23 protein-coding genes are annotated in these 23,879 nt (G+C 68.0%); 10 read left to right on the top strand and 13 right to left on the bottom strand.

Annotation, left to right across the window (positions count from 1 at the left end; genetic code table 11):
* Positions 1–54 precede the first annotated feature (54 nt).
* Both AC5Y6Y_RS12415 and AC5Y6Y_RS12410 read left to right on the top strand, forming a co-directional pair.
* On the top strand, positions 55–363 hold the full coding sequence (locus AC5Y6Y_RS12415) for a PE domain-containing protein (RefSeq protein WP_473138722.1): 309 nt from the start codon (positions 55–57) through the stop codon (positions 361–363).
* A 4-nt stretch (positions 364–367) separates the two neighbouring features.
* Positions 368–1,525: a PPE domain-containing protein gene (locus AC5Y6Y_RS12410; RefSeq protein ID WP_473138723.1), complete on the top strand. Its 1,158-nt coding sequence runs from the start codon at positions 368–370 to the stop codon at positions 1,523–1,525.
* Between the two features lie 234 nt (positions 1,526–1,759).
* Here the strand turns inward: AC5Y6Y_RS12410 and AC5Y6Y_RS12405 are convergent, their stop codons facing one another.
* Together AC5Y6Y_RS12405 and AC5Y6Y_RS12400 are read right to left on the bottom strand one after the other, a co-directional pair.
* Positions 1,760–2,533: a TIGR03084 family metal-binding protein gene (locus AC5Y6Y_RS12405; protein ID WP_473138724.1), complete on the bottom strand. Its 774-nt coding sequence runs from the start codon at positions 2,531–2,533 to the stop codon at positions 1,760–1,762.
* A gap of 13 nt (positions 2,534–2,546) precedes the next feature.
* On the bottom strand, positions 2,547–3,845 hold the full coding sequence (locus tag AC5Y6Y_RS12400; RefSeq protein ID WP_473138930.1) for an MFS transporter: 1,299 nt from the start codon (positions 3,843–3,845) through the stop codon (positions 2,547–2,549).
* Between the two features lie 125 nt (positions 3,846–3,970).
* Here AC5Y6Y_RS12400 and AC5Y6Y_RS12395 point away from each other — a divergent pair, with 125 nt between their 5' ends.
* Positions 3,971–4,579: a YqgE/AlgH family protein gene (locus tag AC5Y6Y_RS12395; protein ID WP_463826321.1), complete on the top strand. Its 609-nt coding sequence runs from the start codon at positions 3,971–3,973 to the stop codon at positions 4,577–4,579.
* A 23-nt stretch (positions 4,580–4,602) separates the two neighbouring features.
* Here the strand turns inward: AC5Y6Y_RS12395 and AC5Y6Y_RS12390 are convergent, their stop codons facing one another.
* Together AC5Y6Y_RS12390 and AC5Y6Y_RS12385 are read right to left on the bottom strand one after the other, a co-directional pair.
* Positions 4,603–4,950 (bottom strand): hypothetical protein, encoded by a 348-nt coding sequence (locus AC5Y6Y_RS12390; protein ID WP_473138725.1) that lies wholly within the window; start codon positions 4,948–4,950, stop codon positions 4,603–4,605.
* Positions 4,951–5,006: 56 nt separating this feature from the next.
* Positions 5,007–6,092 carry an LpqN/LpqT family lipoprotein gene (locus AC5Y6Y_RS12385; protein ID WP_473138726.1) on the bottom strand — a complete coding sequence of 362 codons (1,086 nt, stop codon included), beginning with the start codon at positions 6,090–6,092 and terminating at the stop codon, positions 5,007–5,009.
* 196 nt (positions 6,093–6,288) lie between these two features.
* On the opposite strand from AC5Y6Y_RS12385, the gene leuS reads away from it, so the two are divergent.
* The gene (leuS, locus tag AC5Y6Y_RS12380; RefSeq protein ID WP_473138727.1) at positions 6,289–9,183 is read left to right on the top strand and encodes a leucine--tRNA ligase; all 2,895 of its coding nucleotides are present in this window, start codon (positions 6,289–6,291) and stop codon (positions 9,181–9,183) included.
* 97 nt (positions 9,184–9,280) lie between these two features.
* Here leuS and AC5Y6Y_RS12375 read toward each other — a convergent pair whose 3' ends face one another.
* The 9 genes from AC5Y6Y_RS12375 to AC5Y6Y_RS12335 form a co-directional block, all read right to left on the bottom strand.
* On the bottom strand, positions 9,281–9,946 hold the full coding sequence (locus AC5Y6Y_RS12375; protein ID WP_473138728.1) for an SDR family oxidoreductase: 666 nt from the start codon (positions 9,944–9,946) through the stop codon (positions 9,281–9,283).
* Between the two features lies 1 nt (position 9,947).
* Entirely contained in the window at positions 9,948–10,451 is a 504-nt protein-coding gene (locus AC5Y6Y_RS12370; protein WP_463826326.1) for a MarR family winged helix-turn-helix transcriptional regulator, read from the bottom strand.
* A gap of 67 nt (positions 10,452–10,518) precedes the next feature.
* Positions 10,519–11,247 carry an amino acid ABC transporter ATP-binding protein gene (locus AC5Y6Y_RS12365; protein ID WP_473138931.1) on the bottom strand — a complete coding sequence of 243 codons (729 nt, stop codon included), beginning with the start codon at positions 11,245–11,247 and terminating at the stop codon, positions 10,519–10,521.
* A complete protein-coding gene (locus tag AC5Y6Y_RS12360) occupies positions 11,247–13,058 on the bottom strand; it encodes an ABC transporter substrate-binding protein/permease (RefSeq protein WP_473138729.1) in 1,812 nt (603 codons plus the stop codon). Before AC5Y6Y_RS12360 ends, AC5Y6Y_RS12365 begins: the two co-directional genes overlap by 1 nt.
* 52 nt (positions 13,059–13,110) lie before the next feature.
* Positions 13,111–13,911 carry an LLM class F420-dependent oxidoreductase gene (locus AC5Y6Y_RS12355; RefSeq protein WP_463826327.1) on the bottom strand — a complete coding sequence of 267 codons (801 nt, stop codon included), beginning with the start codon at positions 13,909–13,911 and terminating at the stop codon, positions 13,111–13,113.
* A gap of 17 nt (positions 13,912–13,928) precedes the next feature.
* Positions 13,929–14,822, bottom strand: coding sequence for an Rv0045c family esterase (locus AC5Y6Y_RS12350; protein WP_473138730.1), 894 nt, complete (start codon positions 14,820–14,822; stop codon positions 13,929–13,931).
* 48 nt (positions 14,823–14,870) lie between these two features.
* The gene (locus AC5Y6Y_RS12345) at positions 14,871–15,965 is read right to left on the bottom strand and encodes an inositol-3-phosphate synthase (RefSeq protein WP_463826329.1); all 1,095 of its coding nucleotides are present in this window, start codon (positions 15,963–15,965) and stop codon (positions 14,871–14,873) included.
* A gap of 81 nt (positions 15,966–16,046) precedes the next feature.
* Complete coding sequence (locus AC5Y6Y_RS12340; RefSeq protein WP_463826330.1) at positions 16,047–16,589, bottom strand: PadR family transcriptional regulator; 543 nt, start codon at positions 16,587–16,589, stop codon at positions 16,047–16,049.
* A 124-nt stretch (positions 16,590–16,713) separates the two neighbouring features.
* Positions 16,714–17,568, bottom strand: a complete 855-nt coding sequence (locus AC5Y6Y_RS12335) for a DUF1707 SHOCT-like domain-containing protein (RefSeq protein ID WP_473138731.1) — start codon at positions 17,566–17,568, stop codon at positions 16,714–16,716.
* A gap of 110 nt (positions 17,569–17,678) precedes the next feature.
* On the opposite strand from AC5Y6Y_RS12335, the gene AC5Y6Y_RS12330 reads away from it, so the two are divergent.
* From AC5Y6Y_RS12330 to AC5Y6Y_RS12305, 6 genes are all read left to right on the top strand, one after another.
* Positions 17,679–18,110, top strand: coding sequence for a DUF5318 family protein (locus AC5Y6Y_RS12330; RefSeq protein WP_463826332.1), 432 nt, complete (start codon positions 17,679–17,681; stop codon positions 18,108–18,110).
* Positions 18,103–20,562: a transglycosylase domain-containing protein gene (locus tag AC5Y6Y_RS12325; RefSeq protein ID WP_499930097.1), complete on the top strand. Its 2,460-nt coding sequence runs from the start codon at positions 18,103–18,105 to the stop codon at positions 20,560–20,562. The genes AC5Y6Y_RS12330 and AC5Y6Y_RS12325 overlap by 8 nt, the downstream gene beginning before the upstream one ends.
* Positions 20,559–22,211, top strand: coding sequence for a glycosyltransferase family 87 protein (locus AC5Y6Y_RS12320; protein WP_473138733.1), 1,653 nt, complete (start codon positions 20,559–20,561; stop codon positions 22,209–22,211). The genes AC5Y6Y_RS12325 and AC5Y6Y_RS12320 overlap by 4 nt, the downstream gene beginning before the upstream one ends.
* Positions 22,211–22,849: a DJ-1/PfpI family protein gene (locus AC5Y6Y_RS12315; RefSeq protein ID WP_473138734.1), complete on the top strand. Its 639-nt coding sequence runs from the start codon at positions 22,211–22,213 to the stop codon at positions 22,847–22,849. The genes AC5Y6Y_RS12320 and AC5Y6Y_RS12315 overlap by 1 nt, the downstream gene beginning before the upstream one ends.
* A gap of 112 nt (positions 22,850–22,961) precedes the next feature.
* Positions 22,962–23,252: a 30S ribosomal protein S6 gene (gene rpsF / locus AC5Y6Y_RS12310; protein WP_067415006.1), complete on the top strand. Its 291-nt coding sequence runs from the start codon at positions 22,962–22,964 to the stop codon at positions 23,250–23,252.
* 71 nt (positions 23,253–23,323) lie between these two features.
* Positions 23,324–23,839, top strand: a complete 516-nt coding sequence (locus AC5Y6Y_RS12305) for a single-stranded DNA-binding protein (protein ID WP_463826336.1) — start codon at positions 23,324–23,326, stop codon at positions 23,837–23,839.
* Positions 23,840–23,879: the final 40 nt, after the last annotated feature.

Below are 23,879 nucleotides of genomic sequence, written 5' to 3'. Positions count from 1 at the left end.
GTCACCCTAGACTCAGCCCAACTTGACGCCGGAAGCGAGCTTGAGGAGGCAGAAATGGGTGGTGGCCTGTTCGGAATGGTGCCGGGAGCGGTCGACCTCTCGGCAGCGACCGAGGCCGGGATCAGCGAGGAAATGGCGGCTACGACAGCCGCAGGGTCCGCCGCGCTCACCGGCGTGTTGCCGATGGCGGCAGACGCCGACTCGATCGAGTTCGCGGCCGCCCTCAACGCTGCTGGGGCCGCCTACCTCGCGACAGCCGCCGAACACGTCGGCCAACGCACCGCGTTCTCCGGCGCGCAGGGTCTGTCTTCTTCCACCGCCGTCGCCGCCGAAGGGTTCAGCGCGGGCGCCGTCGGGCTCTGAGCACATGGCCGACCCCCGGTGGACAGGGCCGCCTGAAGTCGTAGCGGCGATCTTCGAAGCGGGCTCTCCGGCGTCCGTGCTGGCCAACAACGTGGTGTGGGTCACCGAGACAGCCAACAACGAAATCTCCGCAGGGCTTTCGGAGATCAACGGCCTCATCACCGCCGCCCAATGGCAGGGCGTGGGGTCGGTTGCCTCCACGGTCGCCGCGACCGGCCTCAACGCGGGTCTGCAGACACTGGTGGGTTGGACCGCCGAAAAGATCAGCGTCACCCAGGCCGCCGTCGAGGCGTTCATGCTGGCGCGGTCCTCGGTCATCCCGTCGGTGGTTTCCCAGACCAACCGCGACGAGTGGACCGTGCTCAACGCCACCAATTTCTTCGGACAGAACACGCCGGGGATCGTTGAGCGGGACGGGGAATATTTCGGTGAGCACTGGCCGCACAACTGCAGCGTCGGCTGGACCTACTCCGCGGCGCTCACCGCATTGATCGCGACGTTAGCCGTACCCCCGCCGGTCGCCCCGATGGGAGCTTCTCCGGCCGCCCCGGCGACCGCGGCGCAAGCGGTGGCCCAGGCCGCCGCCCAGACCGGTATGCAGAATGCCGTGCAGGCCTCGACGCAGGTCGCGCAGGCCGCCGGGCAGACGTCGGCCCCCGCCCAAGCCACTGAGCAGCTCAGTTCGCTCATGCAGGAACCGATGCAGATGGTGTCCGGCGTGACCGGGCCGCTCAAGGAGATGGCGCAGGCGCCGATGCAGATGATGCAGGGGCTCACCAGCATGCCGCAGAGCCTGATGCAGGGCTTCGGGGGCATGTTCCCCACGGCCGGGGCGCCGAACGCCGCAGCGCTGACCGCCGAACCCGTGCTCGGCGCCGGCGCCTCGGGTGGTGGGGTCGCTACGGTGGGCGGTGCCGGTGGCGGGTTCCCCGGGGCCGGCCTGACCAGCTACACCCGTCCGACCAGCAGTTTCGAGCCAGAGGGTGGCAAACCCAGCAGCCTGCGCGCCGGGATGCTGAACGCCGCTGAGGTACGCGGTCCGACTGCATCGACCGGTGGCGCTCCGGTGCCGATGACGCCGGCCGGCATGCTTGCGCGCGGAAATGCCGCCGAGAAGGAAGACGTGGCCCGCGCTCGCGTCGTGGTCGGCGACCGTACCTAGCTGGGCGCGCTCATCGCCCGGCGCTTGGGTAGATGGCGCCGGCTCTCTTCGCGCGCTTGGGTTCGCTCATCGCCCGGCGCTTGGGTAGATGGCGCCGGCTCTCTTCGCGCGCTTGGGTTCGCTCATCGCCCGGCGCTTGGGTAGATGGCGCCGGCTCTCTTCGCGCGCTTGGGCGCGCTCATCGCCCGGAGCTTGGGTAGATGGCGCCGGCTCTCTTCGCGCGCTTGGGCGCGCTCATCGCCCGGCGCCGGGCGGCCCCGCGAACGCCTGAGCGATCCCCAGCCAGCGCTGCGCGTCCTCCCCCACCGCCGTCACATCCAGAGACCCCAGCGGCCGCCGCTGCGTCACCAGAAAGCAGAAGTCCTCCGCCGAACCGGTAACCCGCTGCGCCGCCTCTGCCGGACCCCACGACCACACGTCCCCGCCGGGCCCGCGCAACTCCACCCGAAACTGCTCGGCGGGCGGGGTCAAATTATTGACCAGGTACGCGTAGTCCCGTGCGCGCACACCGATATGCGCGATCGACCGCAACCGGTCGGTGGCCGGCCGGGCGATGCCGAGCGTGTCGGCGACGTCCAACCCGTGCGCCCAGGTCTCCATCAACCGCGCGGTGGCCATCGACGTGGCGCTCATCGGCGGCCCGAACCAGGGCAGCTTGCGTCCGTCGGGAACCTCCAACAGCGCCGCGTGCAACCGACCGCGGGTATCGCGCCAGTCGGTGAGCAGTTCAGCGGCAGGCCTGGCCGCCAGCTCCTCCGCGCCGGCGTCGACGAATCCACCGGGATCGGCAGCCGCACCGGCCAGCACGTCGGCGAACCCGTTCTCGTCGGTGATCGACAAAAGCGACACCCGGTCGGTCCACAACAGGTGCCCGATCTGGTGGGCGATGGTCCAGCCCGGCGCCGGGGTCGGCTCGGCCCAGCGTTGCGGCGGCAACGGCGCCACCAACGCGTCCAGGTCGTCGCTCTCGGCGCGCAGGTCGGCGACGAACGGACCTGGACCTGCCATGATTCCTCCTCGACTATTTGCTGACCGCCGCGCGTCGTCGGCCGACAAGACTATGCACCAGCAACCCGGCCAGATAGATCACCGAACCGTACAACGCGTACGCCGGCGCGCGGCCGTCGTCGGGAATGAACGCCGCCGCCACGGTGACCGCAACGATGAAGGACACCCAGAACAGCGCATCCTGCACCGCGAACACGTGCCCGCGCAGCGCGTCGTCGACATCGATCTGCATCGCCGAATCGGCGCACAGCTTGACCACCTGACCGGCCAACCCGAGCAGAAAGCCGCACACCACCATCACCGGCAACAGCAGTGTGGCGCCGCCGCACTGGATGACCGCGGCCGCGACCAGCGCAGCGTTGGCCGTCGCGTAACGACCCCAGCGCCGCACCAGAGCCGGGGTCAGCACGTTGGCCAGGAAAGCTCCCAGACCAGTGGCGGCGAAGAACACCAGCGCGGTGCCGAAGCCCGTCTTATCGGCGTCCTTGATGTGGTGGACCAGTAGCAGCACCACCAGCGAGTTGATCCCGACCACCATCCGGTGCGCGGCCAGGCCCGAGAGGGCGGCGGCCACCGTCGGGCGTTGTAAAACGGTACGAACCCCGTGCAACCACCCGGTGACCACCGCATAGACCGCCGAGCCGTGGATGGCGCGTTTGGTGTCGTCGGGTCCGAGCACCTTGGGCGCGAAGCGCCGCGACAGCAGCAGCGCCAGCGACACCGGGATCAGCGCGGTGAAGATGACCACCGCCGCACCCCGATCACCGGGGCCACCGAGCCAGTGCGGCACCAGCATGAAGTTGGCGCCCAGGAAGGCCGCCACCGCGCCTGAGGCGGTGGCCACCGAGTTCATCGTCACCACCTGTTCGCGCGGCACCACGTGCGGCAGGCTCGCCGACAACCCGGAGGCCACGAACCGGGCCATGCCGTTAGCCAACAGTGCGGCGCACAGCAGCAGCACCTCCCCCGCGCTGACGGCGAGGATGACGCCGATCGCGCCGATGAAACAGAGCCGCACCACGTTGGCCCGGATGAGCACCAGCCGCCGATCCCACCGGTCCAACACCGCACCGGCGAACGGCCCCAACAGCGAGTACGGCAGAAACAGCACCGCGAAAGCCCCGGCGATCGCCAGCGGCCCGACAGCCCGGTCGGGGTTGAACAGCAGCGCTCCCGCCAGACCCGCCTGGAACAGTCCGTCACCGAACTGACTGGCCATGCGCAGCTGCAGCAGTCGCCAGAAGTCGGGCAGCGCCCGCACCGACCGCCAGAGCTCGACGGGCGCGCTCGCCTGCAACCGGCTGCGAATCACGGGACCCACTTCCACGATCGGCGCAGGCGAAGGCTGAAGCGGCCGTGCGTCGTCTCAATACAGTACAAATCTTCGCCGGCGGCGGATGTTTGCACCGGTGAGGCGACCGCGAGTGCGATGATGTTGTGGTGGCTCAGCACGATGACCCTGACGACTCGGTCGCTCCAGCCGCGCAACGCGTGCGCGCCGGTACCCTGCTGCTGGCCAACACCGACCTGCTCGAGCCGACGTTCCGGCGCAGCGTGATCTACATCGTCGAGCACAACGACGGCGGCACCTTGGGAGTGGTGCTCAACCGGTCCAGCGAGACAGCGGTGTACAACGTCCTGCCGCAGTGGGCCAAGCTCGCGGCCAAGCCGAAGACGATGTTCATCGGCGGACCGGTCAAGCGCGACGCCGCCCTGTGCCTGGCGGTACTGCGCGTCGGTGCCGAACCCGACGGTGTGCCGGGCTTACGTCACGTAGCCGGGCGCATGGTGATGGTCGATCTGGATGCCGACCCCGATCTGATCGCGCCGGTGGTGGAAGGGGTGCGAATTTTCGCGGGTTACTCGGGGTGGACCATCGGCCAACTGGAGGGCGAGATCGAGCGCGACGACTGGATTGTGTTGTCGGCGTTGCCATCTGACGTGTTGGCGCCACCGCGGTCGGACCTCTGGGGTCAGGTGCTGCGCCGTCAGCCGCTGCCGCTTTCGTTGCTGGCCACTCACCCGATCGACCTCAGCCGCAACTAGCCCGTCTGCTCAGTGGCAGGACCTCAGTTGCAGGACAGTGTGCAGCCCGCACAGTTACCGGCACAGCCGGCCTCGGCCGCGGCGGCCTCACGACGCAGTGCGTAGCGCGCGCTCTGCCACGACCCGGCAGCCAGGGTGCCCAGCGCGCCGGTGACGCACACGATCACCACCACCAGCGCGGTCTGCGCCGGCGCGGCCAGCGCCACCACTCCCCCGGCGATCAGCATCACGGCCGCGGCCAGCTGGGTCGGCGCCATGGCGCGCAGGGCCAGCTGGGTGGGATCGGCGGCGGGCGGTTGGGCAAGAGACCAGATCCCGAAGGCGGCAGCGGCTAGCGCCGCACACACGCACAGCACGCCCGCGATAAGCATGCGCTCACAATACGAGCCCGCCGACGATTGTGCGCGCCGGGATCCGTGCCCGCGGGTCAGCGCGATGGGACCACGGCCAGCAACGGTGGTGCCGCCTGCGCCGGGGCGGCGCCGGGCTGGACCGCCCCGGGGACCGCGGCCCGAGGTGCGGGCTGCAGCGGCTGGGCAGGAGCCGGTGACTGAGCAGGCGCCGGTACTGGTGCGGCGGGTACCAGCGAGGCCGGGGCAGGCGTGCCGACTCGTGCGGGAGCCGCGGCGGGCGGTGCCTGGCCAGCAGCGCCGGGTGCGCTGACCCGGAAGCCGCTGATGATCGCGTCGGTGGCGGGACCGTCGCTGACCGCCTGCGACGCGGCGGTGGTCACCGACAGCGACACCAGGTACCGCTCGGAGCCGGAACTGGCGATCACGTGCCGGCGCGAGGTGTTCAGCGTCATGTCGTTCTCGCGGTATGTGCCCTCGATCACCGCCGACGGGAAGGTGCCGAGATTGGCCTGCGAGGCGTTGGTCGTCTGCCACGCCAGCAGCCGCTGACTGTCGACGAAGCCGTGGGTGATCGCCTCCGCAGGGTCGAAGTCGCCGATCAGCTTGTACACGACTACCTGCGCATTCGATGTGTACACGCTGTTGCCGCCCACCCGGTCGGCGATCACCACGAAGGCGTCGGGCACGTTGGGGTCGGGTACCTGAGTCCAGCGGGGCGGCATCGGCACGGTGATGTCGAGGGCCTTGAATCCCAGCGGTCGTTGCGCTTCGAGCTTGACGCCCTTGCCCTCCAGGTATTCGCGCAGGGTCCCGGTGACGGCCGGTGCCGTGGCCGCCGGGGCGGGGGCGACGGCCGCGGGCGCCTGGACCGGGACGGCCGCGGGCGCTTGGACCGGGACGGCCGCGGGTGCCTGGACCGGGACGGCGGCGGGTGCCTGCGCGGGGGCGGGGGCGAATCTGTTGCTCGTCACGCCGCCCGGGAAGATTGCCGATCCTTGAGCCGGCGGGCTGGTCTGCTGCATCGGGACCTGTCCGGGATTGATTGGCTGAGGTACCAGCGGTTCCGCCGATGCTGTCCCGCCCGCCGCCATCACGACGCCGACGACCCCGGCGGCAACACCGCCGGCGAAGGTCCGCCAACTGCACGCGATTCGAATCATTTCGCCCCGGTCCCTCCAGAAGAGCTGCTTGTTCAAGCCCGCCATCGAGGCTGAATGTAACCACTGCTCACAGCGCCGACCACGCTCGAAACACAGCTGGGATGAACCTCTGATCGCTGTGCAACGCAACCGAGACCAACCCGTGGCCGGGCGATCGGGGCCGGGTCGGCGAAAGGCCCCTTATACCCTGTTGGGCGTGACCGAATCGCCGCCCACCGCTCCCGTCGACCCGCCCGGCGCCAAAGACGCCGACGCGCCGCGGTACCGCTACACCGTCGAGGTGGCGGCTGCGCTGGAACGCACCTGGCAGGACAACTGGGCCGAGCAGGGCACGTTCAACGTGCCCAATCCGGTGGGCACGCTGGCGCCGGCGGACGGCGCGGCGGTCCCGGACAACAAACTCTTCGTGCTGGACATGTTCCCCTACCCGTCGGGGGACGGGTTGCACGTCGGTCACCCGCTGGGATACATCGCCACCGACGTCTACGCCCGGTATTTCCGGATGAACGGCCGAAACGTGTTGCACGCGTTCGGTTTCGATTCGTTCGGGCTACCCGCGGAGCAGTATGCGGTGCAGACCGGCACCCACCCGCGCACCCGCACCCAGGCCAACGAGGTGAACATCCGTCGGCAACTGCGTCGGCTGGGTCTCGCCCACGACAGCCGGCGCAGCTTCTCGACCACCGACGTCGAGTTCTACACGTGGACGCAGTGGATCTTCTTGCAGATCTACAACGCCTGGTTCGACCCCGCCGCCGGCAAGGCCCGCCCGATCGCCGAACTGGTCGCCGAATTCGATTCCGGTGCAAGGACTCTGAGCGATGGTAGGGACTGGGCGACGCTGCCGGCGGGGGAGCGGGCCGACGTCGTCGACAGTCACCGGCTGGTCTACCGCGCCGACTCGGTGGTGAACTGGTGCCCCGGGCTGGGTACCGTGCTGGCCAACGAAGAGGTCACCGCTGACGGCCGCAGCGACCGCGGCAACTTCCCGGTGTTCCGGAAACGGTTGCGGCAGTGGATGATGCGGATCACGGCCTATTCCGATCGGCTGCTCGACGACCTCGACGCCCTGGACTGGCCCGAACCGATCAAGACCATGCAGCGCAACTGGATCGGACGCTCGACCGGTGTGGCCGCACTGTTCTCGGCCACCGGGGCCGACGGGGATGCCCGGGACATCGAGGTGTTCACCACCCGGCCCGACACCCTGTTCGGCGCCACGTATCTGGTGTTGGCCCCCGAGCATGAACTGGTCGACGGGCTGGTCGCCGCCGCCTGGCCGGACGGTACCCACCCGTCCTGGACATACGGGGCCGCGACACCCGGTGCAGCCGTCGCCGCCTACCGGCGCGCCATCGCGGCCAAGACCGACCTGGAACGCCAGGAGAGTCGCGAGAAGACGGGTGTCTTCCTCGGCGCCTACGCCGTCAATCCGGCGAACGCCCAACCGGTGCCGATCTTCATCGCCGACTACGTGCTGGCCGGATACGGGACCGGGGCGATCATGGCCGTGCCGGGACACGATCAACGCGACTGGGACTTCGCCCGGGCGTTGAACCTGCCGATCGTCGAAGTCATTGCCGGCGGCGACATTTCGCACTCGGCGTATCCCGGCGACGGGGTGCTGGTCAATTCCGACTACCTCGACGGCCTGCACGTCGCGGATGCCAAGCGTGCCATCACCGAGCGCCTCGAGGCGGCCGGCCGCGGCCGCGTCCGGATCGAATACAAGCTGCGGGACTGGCTTTTCGCGCGGCAGCGGTATTGGGGCGAGCCGTTCCCGATCGTCTACGACGCCGACGGACGCCCACACCCGCTCGATGAGGCCGCGCTGCCCGTCGAACTGCCCGACGTCCCGGACTATCTGCCGGTGTTGTTCGATCCCGACGACGCCGCCAGTGAACCGTCACCGCCGCTGGCCAAAGCGACCGACTGGGTGCACGTCGAGTTGGATCTGGGGGACGGTCTGCGGCCCTACAGCCGCGACACGAACGTGATGCCGCAGTGGGCCGGCAGCTGCTGGTACGAACTGCGCTACACCGACCCGCATAACTCGGAGCGCTTCTGCGCCAAGGAGAACGAGGCCTACTGGATGGGGCCGCGCCCGGCTGAGCACGGCGTCGATGACCCGGGCGGGGTGGACCTCTACGTTGGTGGCGCCGAGCACGCGGTGTTGCACCTGTTGTATTCGCGCTTCTGGCACAAGGTGCTGTACGACCTCGGCCACGTCAGCTCCCGCGAGCCGTTCCGGCGGCTGGTCAACCAGGGCCTGGTCCAGGCTTACGCCTACACCGACGCCCGCGGCACCTACGTGCCGGCCGCCGAGGTGATCGAGCGCGACGGGACCTTCCGGTATCCCACACCGGACGGCGAGATCGAGGTGTTCCAGGAATTCGGCAAGATGGGTAAGAGCCTGAAGAATTCGCTGACCCCGGACGACATCTGCGACGCGTACGGCGCGGACACCCTGCGGGTCTACGAGATGTCGATGGGCCCGCTGGAGACGTCGCGTCCGTGGGCCACCAAGGACATCGTCGGTGCGCACCGTTTTCTGCAGCGGGTGTGGCGTCTCGTCGTCGACGAGGACACCGGCGAACTTCGGGTGGTGGACGCCGAATTGGCCGCCGAGACGTCCCGTGCCCTGCACCGCACGATCGCCGGCGTGTCCGAAGACTATGCGGCACTGCGTAATAACACCGCGGCCGCCAAGCTGATCGAATACACCAACCACCTCACCAAGGTGCATCGTGACGGTGTCCCGAAGGCGGCCGTCGAACCGCTGGTGTTGTTGCTGGCGCCGCTGGCTCCGCACCTTGCCGAGGAGTTGTGGTCACGGCTCGGCCACACCACCTCGCTGGCGCACGGCCCGTTCCCGGTCGCTGACCCGGCGTTTCTGGTCGACGACACCGTCGAGTACCCGGTGCAGGTCAACGGCAAGGTGCGCGGCCGGGTGCTGGTCGCCGCCGACGCCGACGCCGATGCCGTGCAGGCCGCGGCGCTGGCGGACGAGAAAGTGCTGGCCTTCCTGGCAGGCGCGGAGCCCCGCAAGGTCATCGTGGTCCCCGGCCGGATGGTGAACCTGGTGATCTAACGCCATCGGCAACACTGACTGTGCATGTGACGACGCGACTCGCGGAAATCCCGTCGCAGGCCGCACATTCGGCGGGCAGTGGGGCCGGGGGACGCGGCTACCGCTGCCGGATCACCACTTCGTGCACGTGTCCGTCCGGCGGCGTGGCCACCACATTGGCCACCACCTCGGCGACGGTCTGCGGCCGCAGGAACTTCGCCGGATCGTAGTCACCGCCCTGGTACGCGACGAGCTCGCGCTGCATGTCGGTGTCGACGCGACCGGGGTAGATCGAGGTGACCGAGAGCCGCGGTTCGTCGGCGCGCAGCGAGTCGGCGAACGCGCGCAGGGCGAATTTGCTGGCCGAGTAGGAGGCCATGCCGGCGGACACGTTGCGGCCCGAGCCGGAGTTGATGAACACCACGTGGCCGCGGACCGCGCGCAGCGCCGGCAGTAGCGCCAGCGTAAGCGCAACCGCCCCAATGACATTGACGCTGAACGTGGCGCGCCACTCGTCGACGTGCGACTCGGCGACATGGCCCGGGACGGATACCCCGGCGTTGTGGACCAGCACGTCGAGTTCGTCGACGACCTCGCAGCTGGACTCGATCGAGTCGGTGTCGGTCAGATCCAACGGAAACGTGGTGGCGCCGAGGCGCTCCGCGACGGCATCCAGACGTCCCGACGGACGGCTGGCCAACAGCAGGGTGTGGCTGGGTGCCAACGCCGTGGCGATCGCCGAACCGATGCCGCCGCTGGCGCCGGTGATCAACGCGGTGGGCATCTCAGACCTGGTTCGGCAACGGCGAGGCCGGGGCGGGACCCGTCGGCTCACTGGAGGCGAGCCGGTCCAGCGGCGCCAGCGCCTTCATCAGCACCTCCAGGTCGGAGTGGGGGAGTTGGCTGAGCATCGCGGCCAGTGAGGCGTGCCGGCTGGCCAGGGACTCGGCGTGCACCGCCCGGCCCTGCGGAGTGATGTCGACCAGCACGGCGCGCAGGTCGGACGGGTCGCGCGAGCGTTTCACCAACCCGACCTTCTCCAACCGGCGGATGGCCACGGTGGTGGTGGGTGTGCGTACCCGTTCGTGTGCGGCCAGGTCCGTCATCCGGATCGGGCCCCGGTCGAGCAGCGTGATCAGGATCGACAGCTGCGCCAGGGTGAGGTCACTGGCCACCGCGCCGGTGGTGGGGTCGCCGCGGCGCAAGATGGCGAACAGCTTGGATAGCGAGCGGTGCAACCCCTCCGCCAGGTCCGCCAGCGCTGGGGCGGTGGGTTCGCTGTCCGACATAAACCGGCAGTCTAACCCGACCATGGGGCGAAGGAAGACCCTGTCTGGAAGGGTGTGCCCGCCCTGTTCACAGCACCTGGGAGAGGAATCGCTGCAGCCGCTCGGTCTCGGCGGTTTCGAAGATCTGCTCCGGGGGCCCGAACTCCACGACTTTGCCGTGGTCCATGAACACCACGGCATCCGAGGCGGAGCGCGCGAAGCCCATCTCGTGCGTGACTACGACCATTGTCATGCCGTCGGCGCCCAGGTCGGCGATCAGCGCCAGGATCCCCTTGACCAATTCGGGGTCCAGTGCTGAGGTGGCCTCGTCGAAGAACATCACCTGCGGGGCCATGGCCAGCGCGCGAGCGATCGCGACCCGCTGCTGTTGGCCACCTGACAGCGCCCCGGGGCGCGCACCCGCTTTGCCTTTGAGCCCCACCCGGTCCAGGTGGTGCATCGCCAGCTCGCGGGCCGCCGCGGCGGGTAGCCCGCGCAGCTTGCGCGGCGCCAAGGCGACGTTGTCCAGCACGCTGCGGTGCGGGAACAGGTTGAAGTGCTGGAACACCATGCCGATGCGCTGGCGCAGCTCGTTGGGGTCGTCGCGCAACACCGACCGGCCGTCCAGCAGGATGTCGCCGCTGTCCGGCTCGTACAACCGGTTCAAGGTGCGCAGCAACGTCGACTTGCCGGAGCCGGACGGGCCGATCACCGCGGTCGTGGTACCGGCGGGGGCTTCCAGGCTGACCCCGCGCAATACGGTGGTGCCACCCAAGTTCTGGTGAATGTCGTTGGCGGCCAACGAAACTTGCCGGATCACGTCATCTCCGTGCCGATGGTCGAGGTGACGACTTCGGCGGGATCCGCCGGATCGAGTTTGGCGCGGCCGCGGCGCAACCGGGCGTCGATGAAGTTCACCAGGTGCGTCAGCGGCACGGTCAGGATCAGGTAGCAGATGCCGGCAGCCACCAGCGGGGACAGGTTGCCGGTCTGCGCGTTGAGATCCCGGCCCACCTGGAACAGCTCGCGCTGGTTGGCGATCAGACCGAGGAAGTAGACCAGCGCGGATGCTTTGAGCAGGGCGATGAACTGGTTGACCAAGGCCGGCAGGACGCGCCGGATCCCCTGCGGCATCACCACCAGACGCATCGCGGCCGGGTAGCTGAAGCCGAGCGCTCGGGCGGCTTCCAATTGGCCGGGGTCGACGCTCTGGATGCCGGACCGCAGGATCTCCCCAACGTAGGCGCCGGTCATCAGACCGAGCGCGGCGATGCCCAGCGGATAGGGATTGCTGTTGGTCATTCCGCTGAGCAGCGGTCCCACCCCCAGCCCGATGATCAGGATGATCACCACCTCGGGCAATCCACGGAAGATGTCGGTGTAGACGCGGGCCGGCCAGCGCAGCCAGCGGCTGTGGGAAATCCCCGCGACGGCCAGGACAATGCCGATCGCCAACCCGATCACGCTGGCACTGCCGGTGAGGATCAGCGTGTTGGGCAGTCCGGTGGTGAGCAGCGTGGGGATGGCCTGGCGATACATCTCCCAGTCCAGGAACGATTCGCGCAGCTGGGTCAACGTCGACTTGGGGGCGGCCGGGTCCGCCGGTTTGCGGTGGTGGTGGGCGGCGATGGCGGCGAAGTCGGGCAGTTTCGGCGCCGGTGCGGCGCGGGAGCCCGGTTTCCAGCCCGGCGGCAGATTGCGCGGCTTCCACTTGCTGTAGAGGTCGGCCCAGGTGCCATCGGCGATCACGGCATCCAGGCCCGAGTTCAACGCGTCCACCAGCGGTTGGTTGTCCTTGGCGACGGCGTATGCGACGAAGTCGTCCGCGCCGAAGGTGTCGGCCACCACGATGGCCGGGTCACCCGGCCGGATCGCGCTCGATGCCTGACCTGCCGGTGCCACCCACGCGTCGAGCTGGTGGGTCTTGATGCTGGCGTACACGGTGGCGAAGTCCGGGTACTTCACCGGCTGCAGGTGCAGGACGTCCACCACGTAGGAGTCTGCGACGGTGCCCTGGACGACGCCGATGCGCTGGCCTGCGGCCAGATCAGTGAAATGCTTGATCGGCGATCCCAACGGAACCACCAGCGAGTGGTAACCGAAGTCGTAACCGTTGGTGAAGGCGACGGTGTGGCGACGTGCGTCGGTGGCCTTGACCGACGATGAGCCGACGTCGAAGCGTCGTGACGCCACCTGGGCCAGCAGGCCGGAGAAATCCGTTCCGACGAAACGCACCTGCAAGCCCAGCTTGGCCGCGACCGCGCGCAGCAACTCGTTGTCGAAGCCGGTGAAGCGGCCGGTGGCGTTGATGCAGGTGCTGGGCGGTGCGTCGGACAGGGTGCCGACCAGCAGCATGCCGGGGGTGCCCAGCCCCAACTCTGCGATGTTCACCGAGCTCAACGGCACCACGGTGGCAGTGGTGTCGGAGTCGTCGTCGCCGGCACCACCGCGCGCGGAGATCAGGTCTGTCGGCAGCACCGTCGCGCTTTCCACGCCCGGCGGTGCGCACTGGTTCTGGTCGGCCAGGGCGGGAGCGGCCCCGGCCAGACCGGCCACCAGCAGGATCGTCGCAACGAATCTGAACAGCTTGGCGCCGCGTCCGGCGGTGGGGGCGAAGCGGGCACTCATCACCGCCACCGTAGCGAGCGGTACATCGGTCAGAGCGGCAACGCGGTTGAGCTCAGCGTGCGCTGTCGCGCCACCGGCACAGCGCTTCGGCATCGCTCAGGTCGTAGTCGGGTCCGTTGACACCTACGGTCAGCAGCGTGACGCCGAGGGCGGTGAGAGCTTCGGCATTGGGGACCACGTCTTTGCCACTGCCGGCGGACGCCGAGCGCTCGATGGTGGCCGGGTCGCGCCCGACGGCGTCGCAATGCTCAGCAAGTACGGCGGCTTTGCCGGGAAATTCTTCGGCGTCGCTGAAGCTGTGCCACACGTCGGCATGCTCGGCGACCAGGCGCAGGGTCTTGCGTTCGCCACCGCCGCCGATCAGCACCGGGATATCGCGGGTGGGCGCCGGGTTGAGTTTGGCCAGCCGCGACGTGATTCGGGGGAGTGCGCCGGCCAGGTCGTCGAGCCGGCTGCCGGCGGTACCGAACTCGTAGCCGTACTCGTCATAGTCCTTCTGCTTCCAACCGGAGCCGATGCCCAGGATGAGCCGCCCGTCGGAGATGTGATCGACCGTGCGGGCCATGTCGGCCAGCAGTTCCGGGTTGCGGTAGGAGTTGCACGTCACCAGCGCGCCGATCTCGATGCGTGCGGTCTGTTCGGCCCAGGCTGCGAGCATGGTCCAGCATTCGAAGTGCGCGCCGTCCGGGTCGCCGTACAGCGGGAAGAAATGGTCCCAGTTGAACGCGACGTCGACGCCGATGTCCTCGCAGCGGCGCACCGCGTCGCGAATGTCGCGGTACTGCGGTGCGTGCTGGGGCTGCAGCTGCACGCCGATGCGGACGGGGAAGTCGGGAAGCACGGGGGAGGTCATAGAGACCACCGTAGGCCTCAGCGGCCGTCGATCACCGCGCGCAGGAGGTCGATCAGAGTGCGGGGCTGATCGCTCTGCACCGAGTGGCCCGAGTTCTCGACGACGTGAACACCACGGAAATTTGGTGCGCGCCTTTGCAATTCAGCGACATCGTGGTCGTTGACGAAGCCCGAGGTGCCGCCGCGCACCAGGGTCACCGGCGCGGCCAACGCATCGACGTCCTCCCACAGGCTGTCGAAGTCGGGGAATTTGCGGATGGTGTCGTACCGCCACGTCCAGTTGCCGTTGTCCAGCTGCCGGGAGTTGTGGAACACGCCGCGGCGCAAGGCTTTCACCTCGCGGTGGGGAGCGGCGGCGACCGTGAGCTCCAGCATCGCCTGGAAGCTGGGGAATTCCCGCTCCCCGGCCATCAGTTCCACCGTGCCGCGCTGCTCCTTGGTCATCTCCGAGTGCCGCGCCAGCGCCGACGGGGTGACGTCGACGAGCACGAGTTGGTCGACCAACTCCGGTGCCAGCGCACTCAGCCGGATGGCGGTCAGTCCGCCCAGCGACATGCCGACCACGAACTCCGCATCCGGTGCCAGCTCGCGTAACACCGGCGCCAGGGTGTCGGCGTTGTGCTGCGGGGAGTAATCGCCGTCCGCGCGCCAGGCGGAGTGACCGTGACCGGGCAGGTCAACGGCCAGCGCCGGTTCCCCGAGACCGACAATCACGGTGTCCCAGGTGTGCGCGTTCTGCCCGCCGCCGTGCAGGAAGATCACCCGCGGGTCAGAGTCACCCCAGCGCAACGCGCTGATTTCGCCTACCGTCACGCGCTCGGCGCGGGGCAGCGGTCCGGTGACACCGGCCTGTTCGGCGTTCTCAGCCAGCAGGTCGAACTCAGAAAGCCCGGTCAGATCGTCGTCGGTCACGCCTAGTGACTCTACGAGTCACGCCGGCGTGCCGTTTGGGTCAGGCGGTCAGCCCTCGCTGATGAACTCTTCGAGCTGGGTGCGCGCGACGTCGTCGGGCAGCTGCTCGGGCGGGCTCTTCATCAGGTAGGCCGACGCCGGGATCACCGGTCCACCGATGCCGCGGTCCTTGGCGATCTTGGCCGCCCGCACCGCGTCGATGATGACGCCCGCGGAGTTCGGGGAGTCCCACACCTCGAGCTTGTACTCCAGGTTCAGCGGCACGTCGCCGAAGGCGCGGCCTTCCAGGCGCACGTAGGCCCACTTGCGGTCGTCGAGCCAGCCGACGTGATCGGACGGGCCGATGTGGACGTCCTTGGAGTTGAATTCACGCTGAACATTGGAGGTCACGGCCTGGGTCTTGGAGATCTTCTTGGACTCCAGGCGCTCCCGCTCGAGCATGTTCAGGAAGTCCATGTTGCCGCCCACGTTGAGCTGCATGGTGCGGTCCAGCTGCACACCGCGGTCCTCGAACAGTTTGGCCATGACCCGGTGGGTGATGGTGGCGCCGACCTGGCTCTTGATGTCGTCACCGACGATCGGCACCCCGGCGTCGGCGAACTTCTTGGCCCACACGGGGTCAGAGGCGATGAACACCGGCAACGCGTTGACGAACGCAACGCCGGCGTCGATGGCGCACTGGGCGTAGAACTTGTCGGCCTCTTCCGAACCGACAGGCAGATAGGAGACCAGCACGTCGACCTCGGCGTCCTTGAGCACCTGGACCACGTCCACCGGCTCGGAGTCGGACAGCTCGATGGTGTCGGCGTAGTACTTGCCGATGCCGTCCAGGGTCGGGCCGCGCTGCACCAGCACGTTGGTCGGCGCGACGTCGGCGATCTTGATGGTGTTGTTCTCCGAGGCGAAGATCGCGTCGGACAGATCGAAGCCGACCTTCTTGGCGTCGACGTCGAACGCCGCCACGAACTTCACGTCGCGGACGTGGTACGGGCCGAAGCGCACGTGCATCAGGCCGGGGACCGTCGACGTGTCGTCGGCGTTGTAGTAGTACTCAACGCCCTGGACCAGCGAGGACGCGCAGTTGCCGACTCCGACAATGGCGACTCGTACCTCGGACGCCTGTGACGCGTTCTGCTCACTCATGGGGCGTTCTCCTAACCTCGTAACTCTCTGGTGTCTTGGCAATTCGTGTCGTGCAAGGGGTTCTGACGTGCTGCGAGCGGGTCACGTCTGTTCGACGTGGTTGGGGGCTGCTCGTTCGGCGGCGATGAGCTCGTTGAGCCATTTGACTTCCCGCTCGCTGGACTCGAGCCCGAGTTGGTGCAGTTGACGGGTGTAGCGATCGAACGAGCTACTGGCCCGCGCCACCGCGTCGCGCAGACCTTCCCGACGCTCTTCGACCTGGCGCCGCCGACCCTCCAGGATGCGCATCCGCGCCTCCGCCGGGGTGCGGTTGAAGAACGCCAGGTGCACACCGAATCCGTCGTCGGTGTAGTTGTGCGGCCCGGTGTCGGCGACCAACTCGCCGAAACGACGCCGGCCCTCCTCAGTGAGCTGGTACACGCGGCGGGCCCGACGCACCGGTGTTCCGGCAGGCGCGGCGTTCTCAGCGATCAGACCCTCGGTCTGCATGCGGCGCAGAGCGGGATACAGCGACCCATAGGAGAAGGCGCGGAAGGCGCCGAGCAGGCCGGTCAGCCGCTTGCGCAACTCGTAGCCGTGCATCGGTGACTCGATCAGCAGGCCCAGGATGGCCAATTCCAGCATCGAGTCACCTCCTTTTGACGGACTGATTACGACGGTACGACGCCTCGCGTCATCGTATCGTCCCGATATATTAGCGACAACACCACCGGGTGTTTATGCGCTGTTAGTCACACCGCCGGTTCGGTCAGCTCACGTAACGGACCTGCTTGGGGGTACCGTCGGGCGCCAACTCGATACTGCCGCTGCCGTAGTCACTGGAAATGTAGATGGACAACGACAGCGCGCCCGGCGTGGTCGGGTCCTTGGCCGGGTCGACGATCAGGTAGCTGGACTTGACGTCCTGCTGTTTGATGCCGACGGTCTCCGGCGCACCGCGCAGCACTCCCACCACCGTCTTGACGTCGAACTTGCTCAGATCGACGAGCGTGGTCTGGGTGCTGGCGTTCTTGGCCGAGCTGCTCGGATCACCCCAACCGCCGCGGTAGGTGTAACTGAGGACCCGCCGCTCGTCGGTGGGATCACTCCGGTCCATCGAGGCGTACTCCGGGTAGACCAGCAGGCGGTAGCCCATGGTGTCGCCGAACCGCTTGCGGGTCTGTTCCAGCAGACCGGTCAGGCCGCCGAGGGATTGCAGTCGTTTGGGCGGCGTCAGCACCACGGGCGCGATGCCGTCGGATTTGGCGCCCGGATCCGAGGTGAAGTCCAGTGGCGAGGTGGTGTTGCCGTAGAGCCCCCAACCGATGGCGATGCCCAGCAGCACCGTCACGACGAGGGCCGCCACGGTCAGGCCCAGGCCGTTGGGCCAGCGCACCCTGGTCCCGGGCCCCGGCGTCTTCTCGGCGGCGCCTTGCGACTGTAGGTCTGCGACCAGGCGCTGCAGTTCGCCCAGTGTCACCGCATTGGTGGCCGAGCGGATGCGCTCACGGTGTTCCTCCGAAGAGATCTCACCGTCGTTGAAAGCATTGTCCAGAATCCGGCACGTGTCCTGCCGGTCGCTGTCTTTCGCCCGCGTCGACCCCGACCCTGCCCATTTCGCCACGAGGAGATCGTAGAAGTTCGGGCAGCGACGTAATCATCCGTACCGGCCCGGCCGCCACGAGAGTGTTAGTTGCATATCGGCGCCGGGGATGGCGACGTACTCTGGTCAGCGTGCGACTGCAGCGACAGGTGGTGGACTACGCGCTTCGACGGCGCTCACTGCTGGCCGAGGTGTACTCGGGACGCACCGGCGTGTCCGAAGTCTGCGACGCCAACCCATATTTGCTGCGTGCGGCGAAGTTTCACGGGAAACAAAGCCAGGTGATGTGTCCGATCTGCCGCAAGGAGCAGCTCACGCTGGTGTCCTGGGTGTTTGGCGAGCATTTAGGCGCGGTGTCCGGCTCTGCGCGTACCGCCGAGGAGCTGGTGCTGTTGGCTACCAGGTTCTCCGAGTTTGCTGTGCACGTGGTCGAGGTGTGCCGGACGTGTAGCTGGAATCACCTGGTCAAGTCGTACGTGCTCGGTGCGCCGCGTCCGGCGCAGCCGCCCAACGGGTCGAAGACCCGGACGGCGCGCAACGGCGCCCGGACGGCCAGTGAATAACGAAGGGCGCCATCACCAGTCGTCGAGCGACACCCCGGACGAGGCGACAGCTGCCGACGGGCGGCACTCGCGCGGTGCGGTGCCCCCTGACGACCGGATGACGACGATCATCCCGGCGGTGCCCGACAGCCGCCCGTCTCGGCACGTTGACCCCGTCGACGAAGTCAAGGCCGCACTCGACAACCCGCCGCCCGAAGGCGATCACCTCGACCAGGTCAAAGCTGCGTTGGACGCCCCGGTGCGCCGACCTGCGCGAGACCGGCCGGCCGGGGGCCCGAGCCCCCCGGACGGACCGCCGCCGTCGGGGCCGACGATGGGTGGACGCCCACGCCGACCGCGGCCCACCTGGACCGAGCAGATCAACTGGCGCTGGGTCAAACGCGCGGCGTACCTGAGTGCGGCGGCCCTGATCCTGCTGCCGATCGTCACCTTCACGATGGCGTATTTCATTGTCGATGTGCCGCGACCCGGCGACATCCGCACCAACCAGGTGTCCACCATCCTGGCCAGCGACGGCACCGAGATCGCGAAAATCGTTCCGCCCGAAGGCAACCGGGTGGACGTCAACCTGAACCAGGTGCCGGTGCATGTGCGCCAGGCGGTGATCGCCGCCGAAGACCGGGGCTTCTACTCCAATCCGGGTTTCTCCTTCAGCGGCTTCGCTCGGGCGGCCAAGAACAACCTGTTCGGCGGCGACCTGCAGGGCGGATCGACGATCACCCAGCAGTACGTCAAGAACGCGCTGGTCGGTTCGGCCCAACACGGGCTGAGCGGCATGATGCGCAAGGCCAAGGAACTGGTCATCGCGACGAAGATGTCGGGGGAGTGGTCCAAAGACGATGTGCTGCAGGCGTATCTGAACATCATCTACTTCGGGCGCGGGGCCTACGGAATCTCGGCGGCCGCCAAGGCCTATTTCGGTAAACCCGTCGAACAGCTCACCGTGTCCGAGGGCGCACTGCTGGCCGCGCTGATCCGGCGACCGTCCACCCTGGACCCCGCCGTCGACCCCGACGGTGCCCTGACGCGCTGGAACTGGGTGCTCGACGGCATGGTGGAGACCAAAGCCTTAGCCAGCGGCGACCGTGCGACGCAGGTGTTCCCCGCTACCGTGCCGCCGGAGCAGGCGCGTGCGGCCAACCAGCCCTCCGGACCCAACGGACTCATCGAGCGGCAGGTCACCCGGGAACTGATGGAGCTGTTCAATATCGACGAGCAGACGCTCAACACTCAGGGCTTGCAGGTCACCACCACGATCGACCCCCAAGCCCAGCAGGCCGCGGAGAAGGCGGTCGCCAAGTATCTCGATGGCCAGGACCCGGAGATGCGGTCCGCGGTGGTGTCGATCGACCCGCACAGCGGCGCGGTGAAGGCGTACTACGGCGGCTCCAACGCGCAGGGTTTCGACTTCGCCCAGGCCGGGTTGCAGACCGGGTCGTCGTTCAAGGTGTTCGCCCTGGTCGCTGCGTTGGAACAGGGCATCGGGCTCGGGTACCAGGTGGACAGCTCCCCGTTGACCGTCGACGGCATCAAGATCACCAATGTCGAAGGCGAGAGCTGCGGCACCTGCAACCTGGCCGAGGCGTTGAAGATGTCGCTGAACACCTCGTACTACCGGCTGATGCTCAAGCTCAAGGGCGGGCCGCAGGCGGTGGCCGATGCGGCGCACCAGGCGGGCGTCGCCGAAAGCTTTCCCGGGGTCGCACACACGCTGTCCGAAGACGGCCAGGGTGGCCCGCCCAACAACGGAATCGTGTTGGGCCAGTACCAGACCCGGGTCATCGACATGGCCTCGGCCTACGCCACACTGGCCAACTCGGGCATCTATTACCGGCCGCATTTCGTGCAGAAGGTGGTCAACGCCGAGGGCCAGGTCCTCTTCGATGCCGGCTCCACCGACAACAGCGGCAACCAGCGCATCCCGAAGGCGGTGGCCGACAACGTCACCGCGGCCATGCAACCGATCGCCGGATACTCCCGCGGCCACAGCCTGTCCGGTGGGCGGCCGTCGGCGGCCAAGACCGGTACCACTCAGTTGGGCGACACCACATCGAACAAGGACGCCTGGATGGTCGGGTACACACCGTCGCTGTCCACCGCGGTCTGGGTGGGCACCGTCAAGGGTGACCAGCCGTTGGTCACCGCCTCCGGCGGCGCGGTCTACGGATCGGGCCTGCCGTCGGACATCTGGAAGTCGACCATGGACGGTGCCCTCAAGGGCACCCAGAACGAGACCTTCCCCAAGCCCACCGAGATCGGCGGCTACGCCGGCGTCCCCGCACCACCGCCGCCCCCACCACGTCCAGCGCCACCCTCCGAGACGGTGATTCAGCCCACGATCGAGGTGGCGCCGGGAATCACCGTGCCGGTGGGTCCGCCGCAGACGGTGACCGTCGCGCCGCCCGGGCCTGTCGCACCGCCGCCCTCCGACGTGCCGCAACCGCCGCCGTGACCGGGGCCGGCACCGAGCGGGTGAAAATTTCGCCGCAGCCGCTGGCTGCCGACCGCCGAAGTGCTGACAGCCGCGATTGCCCCAGTCGCAACGACGTTCTGGGTGCCGCGCTGGCGAACCTGGCCGGCGGGCCGGTTGGGCGACACGCGTTGATCGGTCGCACCCGGTTCATGACGCCGCTGCGGGTGATGATCGCGATCGCATTGGTGTTCCTGGCGCTGGGTTGGTCGACGAAAGCGGCCTGCCTGCAGAGCACCGGTACCGGTAGCGGTGATCAGCGGGTGGCCAATTGGGGCAACCAACGCGCCTACTACGAGTTGTGCTACTCCGACACGGTGCCGCTCTACGGCGCAGAGTTGTTGAGCCAGGGCAAGTTTCCGTACAAGTCCAGCTGGATCGAGACCGACGCCGCGGGGGCGCCGCAGATCCGGTACGACGGCAAGATCGCCGTCCGCTACATGGAATATCCGGTGCTGACCGGTCTGTACCAATACGTGTCGATGGCGCTGGCGAAAACCTATACCGCGCTGGGCAAACTGGGTGTGGTTCCGGTGGTCGCCGAGGTGGTGATGTTCTTCAACTTCGCGGCGATCGGGCTGGCGCTGGCCTGGTTGGTCACCGTCTGGGCCAGTGCGCGTCTCGCGGGGCGCCGGGTCTGGGACGCCGCGTTGGTGGGCGCCTCCCCCTTGCTGATCTTCCAGATCTTCACCAATTTCGACGCACTGGCAACGGCTTTGGCGATGGGTGGGTTGTTGGCGTGGGCGCGGCGAAGACCGTGGCTGGCCGGTCTGCTGATCGGCCTCGGTGCCGCGGCCAAGCTGTATCCGCTGCTGCTGTTGGGTCCGCTGCTGGTGCTGGGGATCCGGTCCGGCCGGCTCGGCGGCGTGTGGCGCGCCGCGGTGGGCGCGGCGGCGACCTGGTTGGTGGTGAACCTGCCGGTGATGGTGCTCTACCCCCGAGGGTGGTCAGAATTCTTCCGGCTCAACACCCGTCGCGGCGACGACATGGATTCGCTGTTCAACGTGGTGAAGTCATTCACCGGCTGGCGTGGCTTCGACTCCACCCTGGGCTTCTGGGAGCCGCCGACGATACTCAACGCCGTCGTCGCCGTACTCTTCGCGTTGTCCTGCGCGGCAATCACTTACATCGCTCTGACCGCCCCGCAGCGTCCGCGGGTGGCTCAGCTCGCATTTCTAGTGGTGGCGGCGTTCCTGCTGACCAATAAGGTGTGGAGTCCGCAGTTCTCGCTGTGGTTGGTGCCGTTGGCGGTGCTGGCCCTCCCGCACCGTCGGGTGCTGCTGGCGTGGATGACGATCGATGCGCTGGTCTGGGTGCCGCGGATGTACTACCTGTACGGCAACCCGGGTCGTTCGTTGCCCGAGCAGTGGTTCACCACGACGGTGCTGGTGCGTGATATCGCAGTAATGGTGTTGTGTGCGTTGGTGATTCGTCAGATTTACCGACCCGACGAGGACCTGGTGCGCTGGCAGGGCCGGGTCGACGACCCGGTCGGGGGGATTTACGACCTGGCGCCCGATGCGTCGCCCGGCTGGTTGCCGCAATGGTTGCGTCCGCGTGCCGGCCGCCGGCCGCCGGCCGCGACCTCGCCCGCTGATGCTGTCCCCGGCCTGGTGCTCGGAAAAACCTGATGCAGGTTGCGATTCCGGTCTTCCCGCGGTTCACGGCGCTGGACGCGGTCGGACCTTATGAAGTGCTGCAACGCATTCCGTCGATCGAGGTGGTGTTCCTCGGGCATCGGCGCGGGGTGGTCCGCACCGAGAACGGCATGCTCGGCGTCAGCTGCGACGCCACCTTCGACGAAGTGACCGCGCCCGACGTGGTGGTGGTACCCGGGGGCATCGGAACGCGCGTGCTCGTCGACGATGAAACCATCCGTGGTTGGTTGCAATCGGTGCACCCGGGTGCCCGGTTCACCACGTCGGTGTGCACCGGCGCGCTGCTGCTGGCCGGCGCGGGCCTGCTGGACGGACTGACCGCAACGACGCACTGGGCCGCGGCCAAGGAGCTGGACGCGCTGGGTGCGCGGTATGTCCCGGAGCGGGTGGTCGAACATCTGCCGCAGCGCATCATCACCGCCGCCGGGGTGTCCAGCGGCATCGACATGGCCCTGCGTCTGGTCGAGCTGCTCGTCGACCGGGAAGCCGCGCAGGCCGCGCAGTTGATCATCGAATACGACCCGCAGCCGCCGTTCGACTCGGGCGCGCCGGCCAAAGCCGACGCGGGCACCCGGGCCAGGGTGGTCGAGTTCCTGCGGTCCCGGAAGTGAATTTCGAGCTCAGCCCGTCATCCGGTAGCCTAGGGCGGTTGCCGACGCAGGCGACCCTCCTGCCACGGACACGCCGTGGCCGCACCAGACCAGAGGAGGTGATGAGGTCCCTATGCGTCCATACGAAATCATGGTCATCCTCGACCCCACGCTTGACGAGCGCACCGTTGCCCCGTCGCTGGAGACGTTCCTGAACGTCGTCCGCAAAGACGGCGGCACGGTGGAGAAGGTCGACATCTGGGGCCGTCGGCGGTTGGCGTACGAGATCGCCAAGCACGCCGAAGGCATCTATGTCGTGATCGACCTGAAGGCCGCCCCCGCGACGGTCTCCGAGCTCGACCGCCAGCTGAGCCTGAACGAGTCGGTGTTGCGCACCAAGGTGATGCGCACCGACAAGCACTGACTGTCGGCGTCGCTGCGTACAGTCACTCATGACCCACACAGGCGGACACAGGCCGAACAAGGAGGGCACTCATGGCTGGTGACACGACCATAACCGTCGTCGGAAACCTCACCGCGGACCCCGAACTTCGGTTCACGCCGTCCGGTGCTGCGGTGGCCAACTTCACCGTGGCCTCCACACCGCGGATCTATGACCGGCAAAGCGGGGAGTGGAAGGACGGCGAGGCGCTGTTCCTACGCTGCAACATCTGGCGGGAAGCTGCCGAGAACGTCGCCGAAAGTCTGACCCGGGGGTCGCGCGTGATCGTCACCGGTCGGCTCAAGCAGCGGTCCTTCGAAACCCGCGAAGGGGAGAAGCGCACCGTGTTCGAGGTCGAGGTCGACGAGATCGGGCCTTCGCTCAAGTACGCCACCGCCAAGGTCAACAAGGCCAGCCGCAGCGGCGGTGGAGGCTATAGCGGTGGCGGCGGCGGCGGGGGATCGCGGCAGTCGGCGCCCGCCCAGTCCGGCGGCTCCGGTGACGACCCGTGGGGCAGCGCCCCGGCGTCGGGATCGTTCGCCGGCGGTGACGACGAACCCCCCTTCTGACTTAGAGAACTTCAGAGAACGAGAACGGAAGAAACACACT

The organism is Mycobacterium sp. NGS24 (assembly GCF_059813065.1).
Note: the sequence above shows the minus strand (reverse complement) of the source record. Positions and strands in the feature narration are given on the sequence as shown.

Excerpts from the sequence above, each read along its gene's own strand:
- AC5Y6Y_RS12360 (WP_473138729.1), bottom strand. The coding sequence starts at position 13,058 with ATGAGTGCCCGCTTCGCCCCCACCGCCGGACGCGGCGCCAAGCTGTTC.
- AC5Y6Y_RS12405 (WP_473138724.1), bottom strand. The coding sequence starts at position 2,533 with ATGGCAGGTCCAGGTCCGTTCGTCGCCGACCTGCGCGCCGAGAGCGAC.
- rpsF (WP_067415006.1), top strand. The coding sequence starts at position 22,962 with ATGCGTCCATACGAAATCATGGTCATCCTCGACCCCACGCTTGACGAG.
- AC5Y6Y_RS12355 (WP_463826327.1), bottom strand. The coding sequence starts at position 13,911 with ATGACCTCCCCCGTGCTTCCCGACTTCCCCGTCCGCATCGGCGTGCAG.
- AC5Y6Y_RS12385 (WP_473138726.1), bottom strand. The coding sequence starts at position 6,092 with ATGATTCGAATCGCGTGCAGTTGGCGGACCTTCGCCGGCGGTGTTGCC.
- AC5Y6Y_RS12410 (WP_473138723.1), top strand. The coding sequence starts at position 368 with ATGGCCGACCCCCGGTGGACAGGGCCGCCTGAAGTCGTAGCGGCGATC.
- AC5Y6Y_RS12390 (WP_473138725.1), bottom strand. The coding sequence starts at position 4,950 with ATGCTTATCGCGGGCGTGCTGTGCGTGTGTGCGGCGCTAGCCGCTGCC.
- AC5Y6Y_RS12315 (WP_473138734.1), top strand. The coding sequence starts at position 22,211 with ATGCAGGTTGCGATTCCGGTCTTCCCGCGGTTCACGGCGCTGGACGCG.
- AC5Y6Y_RS12370 (WP_463826326.1), bottom strand. The coding sequence starts at position 10,451 with ATGTCGGACAGCGAACCCACCGCCCCAGCGCTGGCGGACCTGGCGGAG.
- AC5Y6Y_RS12415 (WP_473138722.1), top strand. The coding sequence starts at position 55 with ATGGGTGGTGGCCTGTTCGGAATGGTGCCGGGAGCGGTCGACCTCTCG.
- AC5Y6Y_RS12375 (WP_473138728.1), bottom strand. The coding sequence starts at position 9,946 with ATGCCCACCGCGTTGATCACCGGCGCCAGCGGCGGCATCGGTTCGGCG.
- AC5Y6Y_RS12345 (WP_463826329.1), bottom strand. The coding sequence starts at position 15,965 with ATGAGTGAGCAGAACGCGTCACAGGCGTCCGAGGTACGAGTCGCCATT.
- AC5Y6Y_RS12340 (WP_463826330.1), bottom strand. The coding sequence starts at position 16,589 with ATGCTGGAATTGGCCATCCTGGGCCTGCTGATCGAGTCACCGATGCAC.
- AC5Y6Y_RS12305 (WP_463826336.1), top strand. The coding sequence starts at position 23,324 with ATGGCTGGTGACACGACCATAACCGTCGTCGGAAACCTCACCGCGGAC.